Source organism: Bacillus sp. MBGLi79 (assembly GCF_002953915.1).
Genome location: NZ_CP026521.1, coordinates 102475 through 106068, shown reverse-complemented (window position 1 = coordinate 106068; position 3594 = coordinate 102475). Strand labels below are relative to the sequence as shown.

Annotated in this window: 4 protein-coding genes; all 4 read right to left on the bottom strand. The window is 46.4% G+C overall.

What is annotated here, in order from left to right; translation table 11 throughout:
* Positions 1 to 192 (bottom strand): phosphoribosyltransferase (locus tag C1T29_RS00610; RefSeq protein WP_369122219.1); only part of this gene is annotated, 192 nt, incomplete at its 3' end.
* Positions 176 to 1606, bottom strand: coding sequence for a tRNA lysidine(34) synthetase TilS (tilS, locus tag C1T29_RS00605; protein ID WP_101561978.1), 1431 nt, complete (start codon positions 1604 to 1606; stop codon positions 176 to 178). The genes tilS and C1T29_RS00610, both read right to left, overlap by 17 nt.
* Positions 1607 to 1708: 102 nt before the next feature.
* Positions 1709 to 2743, bottom strand: a complete 1035-nt coding sequence (locus tag C1T29_RS00600) for a protein kinase domain-containing protein (protein ID WP_020449821.1) — start codon at positions 2741 to 2743, stop codon at positions 1709 to 1711.
* Positions 2712 to 3449, bottom strand: coding sequence for a vWA domain-containing protein (locus C1T29_RS00595; protein ID WP_020449820.1), 738 nt, complete (start codon positions 3447 to 3449; stop codon positions 2712 to 2714). Before C1T29_RS00595 ends, C1T29_RS00600 begins: the two co-directional genes overlap by 32 nt.
* Between the last annotated feature and the right edge of the window lie 145 nt (positions 3450 to 3594).

Here is a 3594-nt window from a genome sequence, read left to right as displayed (position 1 = left end):
CATGAAATCCATTTCCAAATATGTATCAATATGCTTCAAAAGATCAGCCATAAACGGCATGGCTCCCTTTAACACACCGATTGCCAGCGGAAACTTGCCGCTGTACTCTTCTGTCAGAGTTGCGCCCAGCTCCTTGACTTTCTTTTGGATCTCTTCTTCTGAGATCAAGATATTTTCAATATCCTGTTTCATTCTTTGCTAGCCCCCTACACTTTTCATGCTGTCTATATTGTAATACAATGCGATCATTGTTTGTAACATCAAGTTCCTCAAAAATGGTTTTTTTCAGACCAGGTATCCAAATAATGTTTCCAACCGCGTCTGTTACAATGGGCCAGCTGTCTCTTTTCGCAAGAGGCACTTTTTCATCAATAAATATATCTTTAACCTTTTTTGAGCCGTTCATCCCTTTAAGTTTGATTCGGTCTCCGTTTTGCCTTGTCCGTACATAAAGGGGGAATTGAACCTGCTTGGGACTTGTTGCAAAAACATCGTTTCCTTGCGGTTTCCGGGTTGAACCGGGTCCGCTCACATGAAGGGAGGAGCCGTCGGGAAGCTTCAGTTCTTCTTCGTCTGCCCCGCTTATTTCATAATGATAGGAAACATTTTCACATTGTAAACGCTGAAATGTAAACAAACATGTATGATAAGATTTTGCAACTTTTAGCCCATTCGGAAAATCAAGGGAACCGGATGGTCCACCTTGTGAAATCCAATCCAGAAACACTTGAATATGATGGGCTGAAAACGCTGATGGAACGTTTTCATAAAGATAGTTTAATATTAGATGAACTCCCCTTCTTTGTAAAGGCATAGGGAGCGCAAGAAGCCGATCGATGCTGATTTCGACACCGGAACTTGACTTGCTTGTGATTACTGTATTCATTTTGTCTTTCGTTAATGCCTGTAAGTATAATTCGTCTTCTGTCAGGAATTCACTGACGGATTGAAACCTTTTATGGACATCTTCCGACTCTTTCTTCAGAAAAGGGAGAACATGGTGCCTGAACCGGTTCCTTGTGTAATCATCCTCACTGTTGCTCGGATCGGTTCTATACGGTATTCGATTCTCTTTGCAGTAAGCCAAAAGATCATCCTTTGACAGCCTTAGAAACGGCCTAAGCAGCCAGCCGCTGTCAAAACGGCGCTTTGGCTGAATTCCAGCAAGCCCGAGCCCGACAGTGCCTTTTGCCATCTTCATCAGCATCGTTTCCACCTGATCATCGCCATGATGAGCCAGAACCAGGTATTCAGCCCGGCGCCTTTTCATTAATTCTTGAAAAAACGCATACCGGCATTCTCTCGCAGCAGCCTGTTTATTCAGATTGTTTTCCGCGGCAAATGTCAGGACATCGATTTGCACCGCCTCGCATTGTATGCCTTCCGCCTCGCAGTAGTCCTGAACGAACCGCATATCATGCTCAGACTCTTCGCCTCTAAACATATGATCGACGTGTGCGGCAATCAGCGTCGCCGAGGCAGGAACCGTACGTTGCAGAGCATGCAGCAGCGCCATCGAATCAGGCCCGCCGGAGACGCCTGCAACCAGTGTCGCTCCATCAAATGACAGTTCGTATTTTCTCATGAAATCTTCAATACTTTTCACAATGTCCTCCCACTAAGAGCAGGGTGTATTTCAAAAGATATAAATATCCTAACACTTTCAATCGGTCCCTGCAAAGAAGAGCTATCCGCCAGCAAAGCAGAGCTAAATAAAAAAGAGAACGATATACGCAAAGTAAAGGGCAAGAACGCTTACGACGATCAGCAGCGTTTCAAAAACACCGCCGGATTTAGAACTGTTTCTTTGCTTTCTGCGCCCGCTTCTTAACATTTGCTGCTGAGGCGTCCCCCGCTTATGCCGCGGGCCTTGAGACGGGGCGGATGCCGATGAAGAGCGGGCGGTTCTCGACTGGCGGCTGCTTTGCATTCTGGCCGGCCGTCCGATTGCCAGGAGGTCTCCCTTCATTTCATCAGCTGTTCGATAGCTTCCTTTTAAAGCAGAAGCAAGAACCGGCTTATACCGCTTTAAAAACGGCTGTCCGTCGATGACTGACATAAGCTGTTCCTGAGGTCTTGCTGTCTTTTTAAATTCTTTTTTCACCGCACAGTTCACCATAATCATGGCGACTGAAAACAGATCATACGAAGGCTCAGCCTTACGGGTTCCAAATTCCCAATAGCCTCTGTCAAAAAACTCTGTATATTCCTTGATTGCCCGGCCTTCTTTTGTCGTCCCGCCCACATCAATGCAGCGGATTTGCGGCGGCGGGCCCGTCACGATTAAATTCTCGGGCTTTAAATCTCCAAACACCCATCCTTCGCGATGAATGGCCGACAAACTTGAGAGAAGCTGGCTGATTAGCACCGGTATCCATTCCTCGCCTTTTTCGTTTACATATCTTAAAAGAAGCGGACCTTCAATATATTCCATGACATAAAATGAAAGTTTTTTGCCCGCACCCGCAACCATCATGTCATCCACATCAAAAAAAGAAGGCCCCATTGCTTTTGCCTGGGCCTTTGAGAAAGATTTCAGAACATTCACTTCCGAGGTAATGGACAGGCTGTCATCGCTCACTTTTAATGCAACGCGGCCCTTTCCCGAATCGGCCAGATATACAACGCCATTCGCCCCTTTTCCAAGCTGTCTGATGATCTTGTAGGAATGATTGTTCCACTTTCCAACAACGGCTGCACCCGGCTTTAGACTAGCCGCCAAACTCGTCGAAGTGTTTTTCATCGTCTTCTAACATTCTCCTTCTTGAGCCGATTTTGTTAAAATGCTGAATCGCCTCTCGTATTGCGGGTCCTGTCGGCGTAATGCCGCCGGCTGAAAGCTTGGAAAATATTGAAGAAAGAGATTCAAACTTCGGGGTCCAATCAAGCACAAGCTCGACCTCTTGTTTTTTCCCGGGAAATATAAGCATCGCAAATTCATTTTCGCCGATTCTTGAATTGAGACTGATGGAAAGGTCTATCAATGCTTCTTTAACAGTCGGCAGCTTCGGATTCATGCTCGCGCTTGTATCGACAAGAACCAATACATGAAGATGTACGGTCTCACCGAGCTCATCTACGACTTCCATAACTTCACCGCGTTTATCAGGAGGCAGTTCATCCATTTCGGTATGCTTGCCGAGAATTTGTTTGAGCTCACTATTGACAACGCCTTGAAGGGTTTGCGTCATCGCCTTTTTTGTCACCATTTGAACAGTCTGCGACAGCTGCGACGCGTAAACAACCTGGTGAACTCCCCCGCCTGCGAGGGCGATCCCTTCAACTTCTTTCATCGCCTCCTGATCCATTTCATGCTCGTCCATAATCCCAATCACATTCACGGTAATTCCCTGCTCCTTCGCAAAGGCGGCCATGGCCTGCGGGTCTTCGCCGCGGTTTGAACAGCCGTCCGTCAAAAGCAGGATTTGATTCAAGTGCCCCTTTTTCATCGTTTTTATTCCTCCTGGACAAAGATATCTTGATTTAGTTCCATCATCGCCAGAAGAAATTTGATTTATACGAAGGCTAAGAAATCTCTTGATTCTTTTGGAAAAAAGACGGCGCCGGAATGGAGGCCCACTTTGGCGTATTATG

Excerpts from the sequence above, each read along its gene's own strand:
- C1T29_RS00600 (WP_020449821.1), bottom strand. The coding sequence starts at position 2,743 with ATGAAAAACACTTCGACGAGTTTGGCGGCTAGTCTAAAGCCGGGTGCA.
- C1T29_RS00595 (WP_020449820.1), bottom strand. The coding sequence starts at position 3,449 with ATGAAAAAGGGGCACTTGAATCAAATCCTGCTTTTGACGGACGGCTGT.